We start from the raw sequence: 17003 nt of genomic DNA on the forward strand, positions 1-17003 counted from the left end.
GGTAGCGTGACTCACCGTGCGTATCGCTCGCTTCGTCCATCCCGGGTCGGCCACCGTTGCCTCCGGTGTCGCGTGGGGCACGGTCGAGGGTCCGGCGGGCGCAGGTCCGGAAGCGCTCACCGTTGCGGCCATCGATGGGCACCCGTTCGGCGCCCTGCAGTTCACCGGCGACCGCTGGGCGCTGAGCGATGTGCGGCTGCTGTCGCCGTTCCTGCCCAGCAAGGTTGTCGGCGTGAGTGACAACTACGGCGACGATGCGAGCGGGTCACCGGTGATCTTCCTCAAGCCCTCGACATCGGTGATCGGTGAGGCCGACGTCATCCGGCTGCCGCCGTCCAGCTCGCAGGTCGAGCCTGGGGGCGGCCTGGCCGTGGTCATCGGTAGCCCGGCCCGCAATGTGCCGTCCGAGACCGCGCTGCGCCACGTCTTCGGCTACGCCGCGGCGAACGACGTCACCGCGCGTGACCAGCAACGCGCCGACGGCGAAGCCGGCCGGGCCAAGGGATACGACTCGTTCTGCCCGCTCGGGCCCTGGGTGGAGACAGTCCTCGACCCGATCGATTTGCGCGTCGTCACCCGTGTCAACAGCGAGATCAAGCAGGACGGCAGGACGAGTGGGCTGACCCGCGACGTCGCTCACCTGATCGCCTTCGTTTCGACGATCATGACGCTGCTGCCCGGCGACGTCATCCTCACCGGCACGCCTGCTGGAACCGGGCCGCTCGCCGCGGGTGACTCGGTCAGCGTCGAGATCGAGGGCATCGGCACGTTGACGAACACGGTGGTGCAGGCATGAGTGCTGAGATTCGGGTGCGGTTCTGCCCGTCACCCACCGGCAACCCGCACGTCGGGCTGATCCGTACCTGCCTGTTCAACTGGGCGTACGCGCGGCATGTCGGCGGCACGTTCGTGTTCCGCATCGAGGACACCGACGCCGCGCGTGACTCCGTCGAGTCCTACCACCAGCTGCTCGACGCGCTGCGCTGGCTCGGACTGGATTGGGACGAGGGCCCCGAGGTCGGTGGCCCGTACGGCCCGTACCGGCAGAGCGAGCGGGGCGACATCTACCGCGACGTCGCCGGGCAGCTGCTCCAGGCCGGGCACCTCTACGAGTCGTACACGACGCCCGACGAGACCGAGGCGCGACACCGCGCAGCCGGGCGCGACCCCAAGCTCGGTTACGACAACTTCGACCGCACACTGACCTCTGATCAGCAGGCTGCGTTTCGTGCCGAGGGCCGCGAGCCGGTGTTCCGGCTGCGGATGCCCGACCAGGACATCACCTGGCACGACGCGGTCCGCGGTGACGTCACGTTCGCGGCGGCGAACGTCTCCGACTTCGTGGTTATCCGCGCGAACGGCGACCCGCTGTACACGCTCGTCAATCCCGTCGACGACGCGCTCATGAAGATCACGCACGTGCTGCGCGGCGAGGACCTGCTGCCGTCCACACCGCGGCAGATCGCGCTCTACCGCGCCTTGATCGACATCGGTGTCACCGACTTCGTCCCGACGTTCGGCCACCTGCCCTACGTCATGGGCGAGGGTAACAAGAAGTTGTCGAAGCGCGACCCGCAGGCATCGTTGAATACGTACCGCGAGGCCGGCTACATACCCGAAGGTTTGTTGAATTATCTTGCGCTGCTCGGCTGGTCGATCGCCGACGACCACGACATCTTCAGCCTCGACGAGATGGTAGCCGCGTTCGACATCGCGGACGTCAACGCCAACCCCGCACGCTTCGACGGCAAGAAGTGCGAGTCGATCAACGCGTCGCACATCCGGCTGCTCGACGGCGCGGACTTCGGGCAGCGCCTTGCCACGCAGGCGGCTGCCGACGGCTTGCCTACGGACGACGCGGTGGTCGCCGCCGCAGCTCCGCTCGTGCAGGAGCGCGTGCAGACGCTCGGCGAGGGCGCCGACATGGTCCGCTTCCTGCTCGTGCCCGACGACGAGTTCAGCGTCGACGAGGCCGCCGCCACCAAGCAGCTCGGCGACGCCGGGCAGGTCGTGCTGGCCGCAGCTCTGCCCGTGCTCGAGGCGCTGTCCGACTGGTCGACAGCGTCGATCGAGAACGTGCTGCGCACGCAGCTCGTCGAGTCCATGGAGCTCAAGCCGCGCAACGCCTACGGCCCGCTGCGGGTGGCGATCACCGGGCGCACTGTCTCGCCGCCGCTGTTCGAGTCCATGGAAATCCTCGGCCGCGAGCGTTCCCTGGCTCGGCTGCAGGCAGCTACCGTCCAATCATGACGGTGAAGCTCGTAGTCCTCTACACCCAACCCGATGACGCCGAAAGCTTCGACCAGCACTATCTCGGCGTTCACGGTCCGCTGGTCGACGAACTGCCCGGCCTGCAGAATTGGGACACCGCGCGCCTCGTCGCGGCCGCCGACGGTGGCGAGCAGACGTACTACCGGATGGCCGAGCTGTACTTCGCCGACCAGGACGCACTGCAGGCGGCAATGAGCACCGACCAGGGCAGAGCAACCGCAGCCGACTACGGCCGGATCGCCCCGCCCGGCTCGCGCATGTTCATCGCCGCTGTCGACTGACGCCACGCCATCAGCGGACCGCTTCGAACACCGCCGCGAGGCCCTGGCCGCCGCCGATGCACATCGTCTCCAGCCCGTAGCGGCTGTCGCGGCGCTGCATCTCGTGGGCCAGGGTGGCCAGGATGCGGGCGCCGGTGGCGCCGACCGGGTGGCCGAGCGAGATGCCCGAGCCGTTGACGTTGAGCCGCTCGTAGTCGGCGTCGGTGAACTTCCACTCGCGGAGCACGGCAATCACCTGTACGGCGAACGCCTCGTTCAGCTCGATGAGGTCGATATCGGCCAGCGTCAGCCCCGCGCGCTCGAGGGCGAGGGCGGTGGACGGCACGGGGCCGATGCCCATGACCTCGGGGCCGACGCCCGCCACCGCCCATGACGTGAGGCGCAGCATGGGGCGCAGGCCCAGACGCTCAGCGTTCGCGGCGGTGGTGACGACGCACATGGCCGCGCCGTCGTTCTGCCCGCTGCTGTTGCCGGCGGTCACCGTCGCGCCCTCGGTGGTCTTGCCCATCACTGCGCGCAGTCCGGACAGCTTCTCAAGGGTGGTGTCCGGGCGCGGGTGCTCGTCCTTGGTGATCAGCGTCGGGTCCGCGCCGCGCTTGCCGGGCACCTCGACGGGCACGATCTCGTCGTCGAACCGGCCGGCCTCGACGGCGGCAGCACACCGGCGCTGCGAGGTGAGCGCGTACTCGTCCTGCTCCTCGCGGCTGATGCCGTACTCCGCGCGCAGGTTCTCGGCCGTCTCGAGCATCCCGCCCGGCACGGGGTGGAACTTGCCGCCGGCGGTGGTGCGTCCGCGGGCGAGGCGGTCCATCAGTTGCACTCCGTCACCCTTGACGCCCTTGCGCAGGCCCAGCGCATAGTGCTCGGTCTGGCTCATGGCCTCGACACCACCGGCCACGACGAGGCTCGCAGCCCCCGATCCGACCTGCATGGCGGCGTACAGGACGGCCTGCAGACCCGAGCCGCACCGCCGGTCGATCTGCAGTCCGGGCACCGACGTGCCGAGTCCGGCGTCCAGCGCGGCGATCCGGCCGATGGCCGGCGCCTCGCCGTTGGGGTAGCAATTGCCGAGAACGACGTCATCGACGTCGCCCGCGCTCAGTCCGGTGCGCTCGACGAGTGAGGTGAGACAGGACGAGGCGAGCTCGGCCAGCGTGAGATCGGCGAACACCCCCTGGAACCCTCCGACGGGCGTGCGGACGGGTGCGCAGATCACGACATCGGCCATGAGGTCAGCCTAGGCAGGGCATGGCACGGGCGACAACGAGCGGGGCTATTCGTGCCGTTCGTCCTGTCTGTGACGCGACGTTGCGAGATTCGGTGTTCTTTAGGTGTGACGTGGGTAACCACGCACCCGTGACGACGCTGAAGGCACCGCAGCCGCGATCCGCGCCGCGCCCGCTTGCCCCGGCAGGCGTCGACGGCGTGCATTACACGGTCACCGGCGACGCCGGGCAGACGCGCACCGTGGTTCTGTTGCACGGCTTCTCCGACAACTTGACGACCTGGAACCGGCTGGTGCCGGCGTTGGCCACGAGCCACCGGGTCATCGCCATCGACCTGCCCGGGTTCGGCGCCAGCACCCGGCGCTGGACCGACCCGCTGCTGGACGGCTACGTCGACGTCGTGGCCGAGGTGCTCGACGCCGAGGGGCTTGCCGGCGCTGAGAACGCGGTGTCGTTCATCGGCAACTCCATGGGCGCGGCGGTGTCGGCGCTGTTCGCGGCGCGCTTCCCCGAGCGGACCGAGCGGGTGGTGCTCACCGACATGCCAGGGCTCAGCGCGGTCCCGAAGCTCTGGCGCCTGGCGATGTCGCGGCCGGCCGAACTCGGCCTACGTACCGCGCTGCGGGTCGTGCCCGAACGTGGTGCGGTCCTGGGCCTTGGCTGGTTCTATGCGCACATCGCGGCCGGCGACCCGCGCCGACTCGACCCCGAGGTGCGCCGCGGCTTCATCGATCCGTTCGGCGAGCGTGGCCGGATGCCCGGGTTACTGCCCATTGGCCGCGTCCTGGTGCGTGAGCTCGGCTCGGCACGACTCGGCGGCCTGATCGGCGACTCGTCCATCCCCACGCTCATCGTGTTCGGGTCGCGCGACATGCTGACCCCGGCTCGCGCCGTGAAGCGACTTGGTCACTCGAACACCGCGGTGGTGCTGCCCGGGTGCGGACACTGCCCGCAGATCGACCAGCCGGACGCGCTGCTATCCGAGGTGCTGCCCTTCCTGCGTCGGCCGCTGGCCGCCGTACGTGACGCCGAGGTCGACGCCGCCTGAGCCACCGCCTGGCCTCCGGGAGGTATAAGGGACATAATGTCCCGGATACCAACATGTCCCGGATACCAACCGAGAGGCTGATGCATGACGGCAACCACACCCCGCCCGGCATGGAGCGACGACGACCTCGAAGCGTTCCGCGACCTCGCGCACACCTTCCTCGAGAAGGAGTGCGCGCCGCACGAGCAGCGGTGGGGCGAACAGCAGCACGTGGACCGCGAGGTGTGGCTCCGGGCCGGCGAGCTCGGTCTGCTGTGCCCGTCCATCCCCGAGGAGTACGGCGGCGGGGGCGGCACATTCGCTCATGAGGCGGTCCTGGCCGAGGAGCAGGTACGCACCGGCGCGCCCAGCCTGGGCACCGCGGTGCACAGCACCATCGTCGCTCATTACGTGCACTCCTACGGCACGGACGAGCAGAAGCGCACCTGGTTGCCGCAGCTGGCATCCGGCGAGCTCGTCGGCGCGGTAGCCATGACCGAGCCGGGCACCGGGTCGGACCTGCAGGCGGTCAAGACCCGCGCGATCCGCGAGGGTGACCACTACGTCATCGACGGCTCGAAGACGTTCATCTCCAACGGTCTGCAGGCCGAATTGATCGTCCTGGTCGCCAAGACCGACCCCGACAACAAAGCGGCTGGCATCTCCCTCATCGGCATCGACACCCGCGGCCTCGCAGGATTCTCGCGGGGACGGGTGCTGCAGAAGATCGGCCAGCACGGCCAGGACACTGCGGAGCTGTTCTTCGACAGCGTTCGGGTGCCGACATCGAACCTGCTCGGCGAGGTCGAGGGCCAGGGCTTCATCCAGCTCATGCAGCAGTTGCCGCAGGAACGTCTCGTACTGGCCGTTGCGGCCATCGCAGCGATCGAGGAGACGATTGCCATCACCGTCACGTACACCAAGGAACGGCAAGCATTCGGCAAACCGGTGTTCAATTTCCAGAACACCAAGTTCAAGCTCGCCGAGGCCGCGACCAACGCCAAGATCGGGCGCGTCTTCATCGACGACTGCATCAGCAAGCACCTGCAGGGCGAGCTGGACGTACCGACCGCGTCGATGGCCAAATGGTGGTTGACCCAGCAGCAGTGCGACATCGTCGACGAGTGCCTGCAGTTCTTCGGCGGGTACGGCTACATGGCCGAGTACCCGATCTCGCGGATGTACACCGACGCCCGCATCCAGAAGATCTACGGCGGCACCAATGAGATCATGAAGGAGATCATCAGCCGGTTCCTCTGAGCGACCGGGATGTCCGCGCGACGAGTGTGTGGTGCAACCGGCTGCGAGCGTCCGGTAGAGTCTGACGCTGGCCCGGACGAGGAAATCGCCGCGGGTCAGCCCATGGGGTATGGGGTAATTGGCAGCCCAACTGATTCTGGTTCAGTTAGTCTAGGTTCGAGTCCTGGTACCCCAGCGCAATGAGATCAGCTGTCTGCATTACCGGCTTTTCCAGCGGCCCCATCGTCTAGTGGCCTAGGACGCCGCCCTCTCAAGGCGGTAGCACGGGTTCGAATCCCGTTGGGGCTACCCACACCTGCACCCCTCGGTCTTCCGAGGGGTGCAGTCGCATGGGACGAGGTCACTCGCGCTCGGTGAGTGGCCGCGGTGGCTGGGGCGGGTGCCCCGTCATGGTCTCGATGAGTTCTGCGGCGATGTCGCTGATCTTGCGGTTGTTGGACTGGGAAGCGTGGCGCAGTGCCTCGAACGCGTGGGTGGAACTGATCTTGCGCGTCACCATGAGCATGCCGAGGGCCTGGTCGACCGTCGCGCGCGTTGCGATGGCCTCGCGTAGCTGGTCGTCGAGAACGAGGGTTCTGACCTGACGCACGAGGATGGTCAAGGCGGTGGCGGCCTGGCGGGTGAAGGCCAGGGCTCGCTGGATGTCGGCTTCGACGAAAGCGTGCGAGGCCGCACTGAACAGGTTCAGCGCGCCGATGGTGTCGCTGGCGAGGGTGAGCGGCAGGGAAACGGCGCTTCGGATGCCGCTGGCCAGGGCGTGCGCGCTGTAGTCGCCCCACCGGGTTTCCTCGACCATGTCCGGTACGTCGACCCGGGTCCCAGTGTGCATCGCTTCCAGGCACGGTCCGTGTCCGCGTAGGTATTGGATCTCGTCCATCAGCAGGGCGACGGCGTCACTGCCGGCCACGGTCGCGACCTCATTGTCGCGTCGAAGCGTGATCCCGCAATGCGTCCCGGGAACTACCGCAGCGGCCAGGGTGGCGAGTTGACTCAAGAAGTCCGCGACGTCGGGTCCGTCGAGGAGAAGATTCTGCAACTCCGAATAGGCGTCGGCCAGCTCGATCGGCTGCGGTTGCAGGGTGCGTTCGCCATCTGACTGCACTTCGTGCGTTCCCGACTGCCCGTCGCTTGCGCGGCGGAGCGGTAGGCGTTCGCCAAAGGCGACGCCGCCTGTGGCGACACACGAAGGACCCTCAGTAATCCAAGCCTACGCTGTCGGGAACACCCGAGATCCGGTCCTTGCGCCGTAGCAGGCGCTGTGGAACGATCATGCGCGGGTTGGGATAGCAGCCCCTGGCGCGACGTCCATGACGTCCGGACGACGTCATTCCGTGGTTGATCCGGTGCCCTCGTGTCCGCGTTGACGTGATCTCTGTCCGGTCCGCGGCCGGGGTACGAAACTCCCGATGACGGGCACAAGGCCCGAGTCGTGGGGGCATCGATGCGCGGTAATTGCACGCGGATCGGTGAGGGGAGTAACCCGCCTTGCCCCGGGGGATTTGGCGGGTTACTCCCCGCTGGAACGCGTGACCAACTTGGAGGACGCAGTGGATCGATGGCGAGCATCGATCGAGATCCCGGCCGACGTGCACGCGCCGGAAGCGGCGCGGAACATCGTCGCGGCGTTGCTCCCGGCATGGGATCTGGGCGACCTCATCTCCGATGCCCAACTGATCGCTAGCGAGCTGGTCACCAATGCCTACCGGCACGCCCAGGGGACTGCGGGGTTCGAACTGCTCCTCGTCCAACGCGACGCCGGGGTCCGGATCGCCCTTGCCGATGGCTCCTCGATCAAGCCGGTCATCGCCGAACTGTCGCACGAGCGTCCCAGCGGACGCGGGATGATGCTCGTATCGGCCCTGTGCACCGAATGGGGTTCGGAAAGCCGGGACGGCGGCAAACAGGTGTGGGCAGACCTCGACCGAACCTGACCGGGGCGCCGCGTCGCTCCGCACACAGCAACGCCGCACCGTCCCGGGTCCTGTACGGGGCGGCGCGGCATTGTTCTTCGTCTAACGACCCGACCGCCGCGAAGTCACGCACTCTGCGCAAAACCGCTAAATCGGGCATCGTCCTTGAGCTCACCGGCCGGCCGGCTTGCATTCCGACGCGACATTCGATGACCTAGGCGGATGACCGCCCTCCGCTGCGCTCTGGGCGCCGAACGCCACGCCCCCCCATCCTGCTCTGACTGCGTCGTCGCATGACACTGCGGGATCTGAAGATCCGGGCAACCGGGCTGCGTTTTGCGGCCCTGCCGTTCGCCGTCCTCGTCTCGGTGGCCTTCCTCGTCATCGACCCCCCGGTGGGCGACTATTGGGCCGCTCGCGCCCGTTCGTCCGCGGCGGCGCACGGAGTCGGGCTGCACTACTGGTTCGCGTGGTTCGGCGGCACGGTGCCCGGCCACTACTCGGTGCTGACGCCGTACGTCTCGAAGGTCGTGCAGCCGGGACTGCTGGGGGCAGCCTCGACGATCGCGGTCACCGCGCTCGTCCACGTCCTGGCGCGCGGGACGCGCCACCCCGTCGCCGCCACCTGGACCTCGGCGATCGCCACCGGTTTCAGCCTGTGGAGTGGTCGGGTGCCCTTCGCGTTCGGCTCGGTGTTCATGCTGGTGGCACTGCTGTGCGTGCGCGCGAACCGGCCGTGGCTCGCCGGGGCCGTAGCTGCGCTGACGGCTCTGGTGTCACCGGTGTCCGGCGCGTTTCTCGCGCTCGGCGTGGCCGGGGTGCTCCTGCACGACCGCCGCCGGCGACTCGCTGCGCTGGCCGCCGTGGGCGCAGCCGGTGTCTGCCTGCTGTTCGTCGTCGTGTACTTCGCTACGCCCGGACCGGAGGGCTTCCAGCCGGTGCAGGCGTGGTTCACGGCAGCCGCTCTCGCGGCCATGCTGCTCGCCCGACCGCCCGACTACGTGCGCACCGTGGTGTTGCTGGCTCTGGTGGCCTGCCCGATCGTGGCTCTCGTCCCGAACGGGTTGGGTTCCAACTTCGAGCGCTTCGCCTGGATCGTGTTGCCCGCGGCGGTCGTGGCCACCTCCCGCGCGGGCTGGCGCGTCACCGCATTTGTTGCCGCCTTCGCGGTGTCGATCGGCATCGTGGGCTCGGCGAAGGATCTCTGGGTCGCCGCTCAGCCGATGTCGGAGCAGGCCTACGTGGCCGGCCTCGTACGGCATCTCGACTCGGTCCGCGGCCTGGACAACTACCGGGTCGAGACGGTGCCCGACGGCACGCACGTGGCCGCATACGCGCTGCTGGGACACGCCCAGCTGGCCCGCGGTTTCGAGACGCAGGCCGACAACGCCTACGACAGCGTGCTGGCCTCGCCGAGGCTCGACGCCGCGAGGTATCGACGCTGGCTGGACGACAACGCGGTCGGCTACGTAGCCATTGACCACCGCACGCTGAAGCACGGTCCCGAGGACACCCTGGTGCGCTCGGGCCGGCTGCCCTACCTGCACCGGGTCTGGTCCGACGGCAAGTGGGAGCTGTACGCGGTCACCTCGCCCAGGCCGATTGTGGCCACACCCGCGACGATGGTCCGTTCGACCCAGGCCCAGCTGACCGTGGCGGTGCCCGCGGCCGGCGTCTATCGGCTCAAAGTCCGCTGGTCGACGCTGCTCGACCTGCGCGGTCCGGCCGGTGCGTTGAAGCCCGACGGTAAGGGCTGGACGCAGTTGCACGCGCGTAGGCCTGGCCGCTACGTCCTGAGCGGGTGACGGGTGCGATGAGCGAACCGACGTTGCGTGGGGTGACCCAGTGGACCCGCGGCATGACCGCTCCGGTCCGGGCTTACCTGCGCACCGAGTCCGGCAGTGCCGGGGTGCTGCTGGCGGCTGTCGTGGCGGCGCTGATCTGGAGCAACCTCGACGCCGCCTCCTACGCAAGCGCGTGGGAGGCCAAGCTGTCGCTGCGCCTCGGCGACGTCGGCGTCGTGCGCGACGTCCGGACGTGGGTGAACAGCGGGCTGATGACGCTGTTCTTCTTCGTCGTCGGTCTCGAGGCGCGTCGAGAGTTCGACCTCGGTGACCTGCGCGAGCGGCGTCGTTTCCTGCTGCCGGCCACCGCCGGCACACTCGGCATGATCGTGCCGGTCGCGTTGTATCTGGTCATTACGCACGGGGGAGCCGGGTCCTCCGGCTGGGGTATCGCGATGTCCACCGACACCGCGCTGGCGCTGGGCCTGCTGGCCGTGGTCGGGCGCGACGTGCCCGATCGGGTCCGGATCTTCCTGCTGACCGTGTTCGTGGTCGATGACGTCATTGCGCTGATCGTGGTCACGGTGGTGTACAGCGACCCGATCCAGGTCGGGCCGCTGCTGACGGCCCTGGTCGTGGTGGGCGTCATCTTCGCCGTGCGGGCCAGCGGGCTGCGCTCGGGCGTCACGTTCGCCGTGCTGGGCGTGGTCGGGTGGTTCGCCTTGCTCGGCAGCGGGATCGACCCCATCGTGCTCGGGCTGATCATGGGCCTGGCCACGACCGACTACACGCCCTCGCGCTCCGACCTGGAGAACGCCAGCGGGCTGTTCCGGCTCTTCCGTGAGCAGCCGACGGCTGAACTCGCCCGCTCGGCCAGCACCGGACTCACCCAGACGCTCTCGCCCAACGCTCGGTCGCAGGACCTGTACCTGCCGTGGACGAGCTACGTCATCGTGCCGCTGTTCGCGCTGGCCAACGCCGGGCTGGTGCTGGACGGGGCGTTCCTGCGCGATGCGATCGCGTCGCCGATCACGCTCGGCATCGTCGTCGGCTACGTGCTGGGCAAACCACTAGGGGTGGTCGCAGCGTCCTGGTTCATCGAGCGGGTCAGCTCACGACGTCTGCGACCGGACGTCGGCTGGGCGGCGGTCGCGGGCAGCGGCACCATCGCCGGCATCGGTTTCACGGTGTCGTTCGTGATCGCGGCGCGGGCGCTGTCGGGTCGCGAGCTCGACGAAGCCAAATTCGGTGTCCTTGCGGCCGGCGTCATCGCCGCCGCGCTGACCTGGGTCGTCTACTCGATCACCTCACGGCTGCCGGCGGCCCGCCGGGCACGTGCCCTGCTCGGCGACGCCGATCAGCTCGTCGACCTCGAGGCGCCGGTCGAGCCCGAGCATGATCACGTGCGCGGGCCTGCCGAGGCAAGCGTGACGCTAGTGGAGTACGGCGATCTGCAGTGTCCGTTCTGCGGCCAGGCCGAGCCCGTTGTTCGGGAACTGCTCGACGACCTCGACCTCCGCTATGTATGGCGCCACCTGCCGCTCACGGACGTCCACCCGCAGGCCCAGCTCGCCGCCGAGGCCAGCGAGGCCGCGCACGCGCAGGGCCGGTTCTGGGAGATGCACGACTTGCTGCTCACCCGGCAGGAGCACCTGAAGACGGCCGATCTGCTCGGCTACGCCAAGGATCTGGGGCTGGACACTGACCGGTTCCTCGAGGACCTGATGAGCCACCGGTTCGCGGCAAGGGTGGCCCGCGACGTCGACTCGGCTGACCTCAGCGGGGTGTCGGGCACGCCGACGTTCTTCGTCAACGGTCAGCGGCACTACGGCGCCTACGACATCCACTCACTCAAGAGCGCGATCACGATCGCTCGCGCGCGGGCGCGGATCAGGGCGGGCGCCGAGGCCTCTCAGCCGGTCGACCAGCCCAGCAGCTGACGCAGCTCGCCAGCGGCCCGGTCGGGGTCGGTGACCTTGATCGTGGCCATGCCGAGTGCCCGCGCCGGCTTGAGGTTGATGCCCAGGTCGTCCAGCATCACGGCGCGCTCGGCGGGAACGTCCAGGGAATCCAGAGCCAGCGCGTAGATGCCCGGCTCGGGCTTGCGCAGGCCCACCAGCGAGGACTCGACGACGACGTCGAAGGCGTCGAAGACCCAGGCGACGTCGGGGCTGTCACCGAGCGGGCGGATGTTGTTGGTGATCAGGGCCAGCTTCAGCCCACGGGAGCGCAGTTCGGCGAGCAGGTCAAGCATCACCGGCCGGGCGACGTGGCGTGCCAAGGAGGCGCCGGTGACGACAGCGAGGACGTCGCGGGCGGGCAGCGTCACCCCGGCCGCGGCGGCCTCCTGCTCGAACAGGGCAACGAAGGTGTCGGTGTCGACATCGCCGCGCTCGATGCGCGCCCAGGCGTTGTTGTCGGGATTGCGGGCGTTGATGGCCCGGATGCTGCCGGGGGCGGCGCCGTCCCGTTGCTCGAGCTCGCTGAACGCGTCGAACGGGCTGTCGATGATCACCCCGCCGAAGTCGAAGACGACGGCGTCGAACATGTCGAGCGGCGGGGTCAGCGGGTGGGCTTGCCCGAGCGCAGGCGGGCGGCGAGCCCGCGCAGCGACGACGTGCGCTGATCGGTCGTGTGCGGGTGACCCGCGGTGGTGCGCGAGAAGACCTGGGCGTAGGCGAGCTTGTTGCTGTCGGCGGTGAAGGGGCGTGAGGTGTTCATGTCGTTGAATCTACGCGCGTCGCGCGCTGGAATCGAGCTGACGCGACGTCAAGAACCTCCATTCTGCTTGACGTTGTATTTAGCAAGACTGAAACCGCTACGGGACAAGGATCAGTTTCGGTGAATATGGGTGAGACGCCACCTGAACGCTGATCAGCGGGTGGCGGCGTGCCACTCCTCGCGGAAGGCTGGATGATCGGCGAACGGCGTGGCCAGCGAGCGCAGGATCGAGATTGCGAGGTCGCGGACCGCCTTCTCGTTCGGCTGGTCGCGCAGGCCGAGCAGTTCCTGCACCGAGGCGACCACCTCGCGGCGGGCGCGAACGTCGACGGCGCGTCGTTGCCGCTCGTCTGAATCGGGACTACGGGCGATGTCACTGTCCTCGTCGTCCAGCCGGGCGTGGACGAAATCGACGAGGGCGGAGGTCGCAGAGGATTTGGCCGAGGCCGGCACGAGCAGAGCTCCCAGAACCGGGGCAGGTGATGCCCGGGGCAGCCGTGTATTCGACTACCCGAACCTACCGGTTTCCGCTGGGAACATGCTTGTGCCTTGGAGCCGCAGCGCGTCCCCTCCCTGTCGATCTTCGGGTGCGCGCGGGGGATACTCAGCTGCCATGGAGGTGTGCGATGGAACTCGATGAGATGGACGGCAACACGATCAGCGACGGTGTCACCGCCGTCGACGCCATCGGGCGCGCCCTCCGGGCCCGCACCGCAGGCCTGCAAGGGACGCTCGATGCGATCCTGCTCGCGGCCACGGACTGTATCGAGCTGGTCGACTTCGCAGGCGTCAACATCCTGCGCGGCCGCTCGTTCGAGCCGCAGGCCGCCTTGGGCGAGCCGCCCAATGAGCTCGACGTCATCCAGCAGCGCACCGGCGAGGGTCCGTGCATTGAGGCCTCGCGTTCGCAGCTACCGATCGTCGTCGATGATCTCGCCCGAGATCCGCGCTGGCCCGACTTCACAGCGCGGGGAATCGTGCTCGGGGTGCGCAGCATGCTGTGTGTCCCGCTCTGGGTGGATGAGCACCGCCTCGGCTCGGTGAGCCTGTACTCCACGACCCCCAACGCCTTCGGCGAACGCGCGCAACGCGTTGCCGAGCTGCTGGCCGTGCATGCGGCGGTCGTGCTCTCGGATGCGCAGCGCATCGACAACCTCGGACTCGCACTGAAGAACCGTGACCTGATCGGCCAGGCCAAGGGCATCCTCATGGAACGTCACCGCATCACCGCCGACGTCGCCTTCACGTTGCTCTCGACCGCGTCCCAACGCTCCAACCGCAAGGTGGCCTCGGTGGCCGAAGAGGTGGCCAGCACGGGAGTCCTGCCGAGCTGAGCGACGCTTGCGCAGCGAACAACAAGGCGCGAGCGACGCTTGCGGAGCGAACACAGGTGCTGAACCGCACGGTGTCGGTATCCGGGGTTAGGGTCAGAGCAAGGTGAAGATGCTCGCCTCCCGACTCAAACCGGAGTCGCAATGTCCGCGCGAGTAGCTGCCCAGCCGATCGAGCATGGCCCCGGCGCGTCCTCGGCTGATCTCTCAGCCCGAGCGCGCGCCTGCGGCGAGGACGTCGCGTCGGCGCTCGAACTCGCCCGTGACATCGGCACGGCCCTGCCGCTGCCGGGCAGTGGCAACACCGCCGGACGCTGGCAGGTGTTGACGCAGCTCGGTCGCGCGAACCTGACCGTCGCCCGGGTCGTCGAGGCGCACACCGACGCGTTGGCCATTCTCGCCGAGAGCGGGCGCGACATGCGCGCCGAGCATCGGACGTGGGGTGTGTTCGCAGCCGAGGCGCCCGGGGTGCGCCTGGCCGCCGAGCCGGCTGAGAACGGCCGCGTGACGCTCAGCGGCGTCAAGCCCTGGTGCTCGCTCGGCGGCGCCCTCGACGCCGCCTTGGTCACCGCCTACCTGGGCACGGAGCGGGGTCTGTACGCGGTCGAGCTGCAGCGTTGCGACGTGCGGGCCGACCCGCCTGAGCGCTGGGTGGCTCGCGGGCTGCGCACGGTGACGAGCGGGCCTGTCACCTTCACCGACAGCCCGGCCGAGCGGATCGGCGCACCCGGGTGGTACCTGCACCGGCCCGGTTTCGCATGGGGCGGCATCGGCGTGGCGGCCTGCTGGCTCGGTGGAGCACTGGGGCTGGCCGACACGCTGTTCGCCGCGCGCCCACGCCCGTTCGACGACGTGCACCGCGGCGCCGTCGACACCGCCCTGCACGCCGCGCAGTGTGTCCTCGACTCGGCCGCTCGCGCCGTCGACGGCGGAGTCACCGAGCCCGAGGTGCTAGCGCTGCGTACACGGGCGGTGGTGGCCGGCTGCGTAGAGGACGTGCTTCGCCACGTCGGCCACGCGCTCGGGCCTACGCCGCTGGCCTTCGATGCCGAGCACGCGGCACGGGTGGCCGACCTGACGCTCTACGTCCGCCAGCACCACGCCGAACGCGACCTGGCCGCCCTGGGTGGGCTCGTGGCCGGCACCCGATGACGGCCTTCGACCACCTCGCTGCCGGCACCGACGAGGCGCTCTGGGTCCTCGACGGCCTGCCCCGCTTGGTGGCGCCCGGCGGCGGCGAGCGAGTGCTGGTGCTGGCCGCCCATCCCGACGACGAGACGCTCGGCGCAGGGGGGCTGCTGGCGGCCTGCGCACAGCGCGACGTTGCGGTGATCGTCGTGGTGGCCAGCGACGGCGAGGCCTCGCACCCGCAGTCGCCGACGACCACGCCGGCCCAGCTCGCGACCCGGCGTCGACTCGAGGTCCAGGCCGCGGTGGCCGAGCTCGTACCCGGTTGCGCGGTGCGCTTCCTCGGGCTGCCCGACGGGCAGCTGGCCGAGCACCGGGCCGCGCTGCAGGCGCAGGTGGCGCACCACGCTGCGGGTTGCACGCTGATCGTCAGCCCCTGGTCCGGAGACCGGCATCCCGATCACGCGGCGTGTGCTCGTGCCGCGGCCGAGGTCGCCACCGAGCACGACCTTGGGCACTGGCAATACCCGATCTGGTGGTGGCACTGGGGAGATCCCGCCGAGACGGCGGTGCCAGGGCTGGCCCGTCTCGACCTCGACTCGGACACCTGCGCGGCGAAGGCCCGCGCTCTGGCCTGCCATCAGTCGCAGCACGCCGCGCTGTCCGACCACGCGGGCGACGAGGCGATCCTGCCGCCGCGGATGCTGGCCCATTTCACCCGCCCGTTCGAGTGCTTCGTCGCCACCAGCGGGCGTGCGCGTGAGATTGGGGCGCCGGTTGACTTCGAGGCCCTGTACGCGCAGACCGACGACCCATGGGGGCTGGCCGGGCGGTTCTACGAGCAGCGCAAGCGTGAGCTGGTGCTCGCCGCGTTGCCCCGGCCGCACTTCCGGCGCGCGTTCGAACCGGGCTGCGCGACCGGCCTGTTCGCCGAACGGCTCGCGACCCGCGCGGACGAGGTGGTGGCGTGGGACGTCACCGACCGCGCGTTGCAGCAGACCCGCGCGAGGGTGGCCGGTCTGCCGGTGACGGTGGCCCGGGGGCGCATCCCCGACGACTGGCCGGACGGCTGCTTCGACCTCGTCCTGCTCAGCGAGGTCGGCTACTACTGTGCCGACCTCACGGCGCTGGCCGAGCGCACCCTGGCCGGCCTGTCCGACGACGGTGTGGTTGTCGCCTGCCACTGGCGGCATCCGGCGCCCGGACACGCGCAGTCCGCACAGGCCGTTCACCGGGTGTTCGAGGAGCGGCTGCATGCGATCGTCACGCACATCGAGGACGACTTCCTGCTGCACGTCTGGACGCGCACCGGCCGCTCGGTGGCCGTCGAGACCGGTGTCCTGTCGTGACGAGGGGCGCCGCGTGATCACCGACGTCTCCGTCGTCGTGCCTGCGCGCGACGAGCAGGACGAGATCAGGGGGTGTCTCGAGTCCCTCGCCGTGGCGTGTGCCGAGCTGCACCGCCGCACGTCGGTCCGCTCGCGTGTGGTGGTCGTCCTGGACGACTGCCGCGACGCCACGGCCGTGGTCGCGGGCGGGTACCCGGATGTCGAGCTGCGCACCGCGCAGGAGCGGTCGGTCGGGGCGGCCCGCCGGATCGGTGCTGCGGACCTACCGGCGAGTCCGCAGCACTGGCTGGCGAGCACCGACGCCGACTGCCGGGTACCCACGAGCTGGCTGGTGCGGATGCTCGCCCACGCCGACGACGGCGCCGACCTCGTGCTGGGCACCGTCCGGCCGTCGGCCGCAGGCCTGCCCGACACGGTGCGCCGGGCCTGGTTCGATGCGCACCGGCTCGGCGACGGACACGAGCACGTCCACGCCGCAAACCTGGGCATCCGCGCATCGACCTACCACGCCGTCGGCGGCTGGGCGCCGCTGCGCAGCCACGAGGACGTCGACCTGACGGCACGCGTCGAGAAGCACCCAGCTACCCAGGTGCGCCGTTGCGGTGACGTCGTCGTCGAGACCAGCTCGCGCACCCGTGGGCGCGCACCCAACGGCTTCGCCAGCTACCTCGGCAAGCTCGCCGCGGGTGTGTCCCGACCGCACTCCGGGTAGGCA

Annotated in this window: 17 protein-coding genes and 2 tRNA genes; 14 read left to right on the forward strand and 5 right to left on the reverse strand. The window is 69.5% G+C overall.

Annotated elements, in window-relative coordinates:
- The first annotated feature begins 16 nt into the window (after positions 1-16).
- Genes ACFFC4_RS11980 through ACFFC4_RS11990 form a run of 3 tightly spaced genes read left to right on the forward strand, consistent with a single transcriptional unit; the run spans position 17 to position 2552 of the window.
- Entirely contained in the window at positions 17-796 is a 780-nt protein-coding gene (locus tag ACFFC4_RS11980) for a fumarylacetoacetate hydrolase family protein (protein WP_375501094.1), read from the forward strand.
- Positions 793-2250, forward strand: a complete 1458-nt coding sequence (gltX, locus tag ACFFC4_RS11985) for a glutamate--tRNA ligase (RefSeq protein ID WP_375501096.1) — start codon at positions 793-795, stop codon at positions 2248-2250. The genes ACFFC4_RS11980 and gltX overlap by 4 nt, the downstream gene beginning before the upstream one ends.
- Positions 2247-2552, forward strand: coding sequence for an EthD family reductase (locus ACFFC4_RS11990; protein WP_375501098.1), 306 nt, complete (start codon positions 2247-2249; stop codon positions 2550-2552). Before gltX ends, ACFFC4_RS11990 begins: the two co-directional genes overlap by 4 nt.
- Before the next feature lie 10 nt (positions 2553-2562).
- Here the strand turns inward: ACFFC4_RS11990 and ACFFC4_RS11995 are convergent, their stop codons facing one another.
- Positions 2563-3780 carry an acetyl-CoA C-acetyltransferase gene (locus ACFFC4_RS11995; RefSeq protein WP_375501100.1) on the reverse strand — a complete coding sequence of 406 codons (1218 nt, stop codon included), beginning with the start codon at positions 3778-3780 and terminating at the stop codon, positions 2563-2565.
- Positions 3781-3908: 128 nt separating this feature from the next.
- On the opposite strand from ACFFC4_RS11995, the gene ACFFC4_RS12000 reads away from it, so the two are divergent.
- The 4 genes from ACFFC4_RS12000 to ACFFC4_RS12015 all read left to right on the forward strand — a co-directional run bounded on the left by ACFFC4_RS12000 (position 3909) and on the right by ACFFC4_RS12015 (position 6353).
- Positions 3909-4826 carry an alpha/beta fold hydrolase gene (locus tag ACFFC4_RS12000; RefSeq protein WP_375501102.1) on the forward strand — a complete coding sequence of 306 codons (918 nt, stop codon included), beginning with the start codon at positions 3909-3911 and terminating at the stop codon, positions 4824-4826.
- A gap of 84 nt (positions 4827-4910) precedes the next feature.
- On the forward strand, positions 4911-6065 hold the full coding sequence (locus ACFFC4_RS12005; RefSeq protein WP_375501104.1) for an acyl-CoA dehydrogenase family protein: 1155 nt from the start codon (positions 4911-4913) through the stop codon (positions 6063-6065).
- 103 nt (positions 6066-6168) lie between these two features.
- A tRNA-Gln gene (locus ACFFC4_RS12010) sits at positions 6169-6240 on the forward strand.
- 40 nt (positions 6241-6280) lie between these two features.
- Positions 6281-6353, forward strand: a tRNA-Glu gene (locus tag ACFFC4_RS12015).
- A gap of 52 nt (positions 6354-6405) precedes the next feature.
- On the opposite strand, the gene ACFFC4_RS12020 is transcribed toward ACFFC4_RS12015, so the two are convergent.
- Positions 6406-7167, reverse strand: coding sequence for a GAF and ANTAR domain-containing protein (locus tag ACFFC4_RS12020; protein ID WP_375501106.1), 762 nt, complete (start codon positions 7165-7167; stop codon positions 6406-6408).
- A gap of 424 nt (positions 7168-7591) precedes the next feature.
- Here ACFFC4_RS12020 and ACFFC4_RS12025 point away from each other — a divergent pair, with 424 nt between their 5' ends.
- The 3 genes from ACFFC4_RS12025 (at position 7592) to ACFFC4_RS12035 (ending at position 11699) form a co-directional block, all read left to right on the forward strand.
- The gene (locus tag ACFFC4_RS12025; RefSeq protein ID WP_375501108.1) at positions 7592-7996 is read left to right on the forward strand and encodes an ATP-binding protein; all 405 of its coding nucleotides are present in this window, start codon (positions 7592-7594) and stop codon (positions 7994-7996) included.
- 272 nt (positions 7997-8268) lie between these two features.
- Positions 8269-9780, forward strand: coding sequence for a hypothetical protein (locus ACFFC4_RS12030; protein WP_375501110.1), 1512 nt, complete (start codon positions 8269-8271; stop codon positions 9778-9780).
- Positions 9781-9788: 8 nt separating this feature from the next.
- The gene (locus ACFFC4_RS12035) at positions 9789-11699 is read left to right on the forward strand and encodes a Na+/H+ antiporter NhaA (RefSeq protein WP_375501112.1); all 1911 of its coding nucleotides are present in this window, start codon (positions 9789-9791) and stop codon (positions 11697-11699) included.
- Here the strand turns inward: ACFFC4_RS12035 and ACFFC4_RS12040 are convergent.
- From ACFFC4_RS12040 to ACFFC4_RS12050, 3 genes are all read right to left on the reverse strand, one after another.
- Positions 11672-12307 carry an HAD-IA family hydrolase gene (locus ACFFC4_RS12040; protein WP_375501114.1) on the reverse strand — a complete coding sequence of 212 codons (636 nt, stop codon included), beginning with the start codon at positions 12305-12307 and terminating at the stop codon, positions 11672-11674. The genes ACFFC4_RS12035 and ACFFC4_RS12040 overlap by 28 nt on opposite strands.
- 14 nt (positions 12308-12321) lie before the next feature.
- A complete protein-coding gene (locus ACFFC4_RS12045) occupies positions 12322-12480 on the reverse strand; it encodes a hypothetical protein (RefSeq protein ID WP_375501116.1) in 159 nt (52 codons plus the stop codon).
- A gap of 153 nt (positions 12481-12633) precedes the next feature.
- Entirely contained in the window at positions 12634-12933 is a 300-nt protein-coding gene (locus ACFFC4_RS12050) for a DUF6221 family protein (RefSeq protein ID WP_375501118.1), read from the reverse strand.
- A gap of 173 nt (positions 12934-13106) precedes the next feature.
- On the opposite strand from ACFFC4_RS12050, the gene ACFFC4_RS12055 reads away from it, so the two are divergent.
- The 4 genes from ACFFC4_RS12055 (at position 13107) to ACFFC4_RS12070 (ending at position 17000) form a co-directional block, all read left to right on the forward strand.
- Positions 13107-13814, forward strand: a complete 708-nt coding sequence (locus tag ACFFC4_RS12055; RefSeq protein ID WP_375501120.1) for a GAF and ANTAR domain-containing protein — start codon at positions 13107-13109, stop codon at positions 13812-13814.
- A gap of 141 nt (positions 13815-13955) precedes the next feature.
- The gene (locus tag ACFFC4_RS12060; RefSeq protein ID WP_375501122.1) at positions 13956-14963 is read left to right on the forward strand and encodes an acyl-CoA dehydrogenase; all 1008 of its coding nucleotides are present in this window, start codon (positions 13956-13958) and stop codon (positions 14961-14963) included.
- The gene (locus tag ACFFC4_RS12065; protein ID WP_375501124.1) at positions 14960-16288 is read left to right on the forward strand and encodes a PIG-L family deacetylase; all 1329 of its coding nucleotides are present in this window, start codon (positions 14960-14962) and stop codon (positions 16286-16288) included. Before ACFFC4_RS12060 ends, ACFFC4_RS12065 begins: the two co-directional genes overlap by 4 nt.
- Positions 16289-16301: 13 nt before the next feature.
- Entirely contained in the window at positions 16302-17000 is a 699-nt protein-coding gene (locus tag ACFFC4_RS12070) for a glycosyltransferase (RefSeq protein ID WP_375501126.1), read from the forward strand.
- Positions 17001-17003: the final 3 nt, after the last annotated feature.

Origin of the sequence: uncultured Jatrophihabitans sp. (assembly GCF_964244045.1) — a bacterium.
GTDB lineage: Bacteria > Actinomycetota > Actinomycetes > Mycobacteriales > Jatrophihabitantaceae > Jatrophihabitans.